At 56.8% G+C, this 243-nt stretch carries 1 pseudogene; it reads left to right on the forward strand.

The annotated features are described in order from the left end of the window. Positions 1–217 (forward strand): annotated as a pseudogene (gene truD, locus V5P19_RS24305) (tRNA pseudouridine(13) synthase TruD); the annotation flags it as partial. Positions 218–243: the final 26 nt, after the last annotated feature.

Raw genomic sequence — 243 nt, forward strand, 5'->3', positions numbered from 1 at the left:
CGATCTGAGCGCCTTTCAACTGGAAGGCTGCCAGGTGCTGGAGTATGCGCGGCACAAGCGCAAGCTGCGTTTAGGCGCGCTGAAAGGAAACGCCTTTACCCTGGTTCTGCGCGAAGTGAGCAATCGCGATGACGTTGAACAACGTCTGATCGATATTTGCGTAAAAGGCGTGCCTAACTATTTTGGTGCCCAACGTTTTGGGAGTGGCGGTAGCAACTAGCAGGGCGCGCTGCGCTGGGCGCA

This window comes from Enterobacter sp. UNJFSC 003 (genome assembly GCF_036903355.1).
Taxonomy (GTDB): Bacteria; Pseudomonadota; Gammaproteobacteria; order Enterobacterales; family Enterobacteriaceae; genus Enterobacter.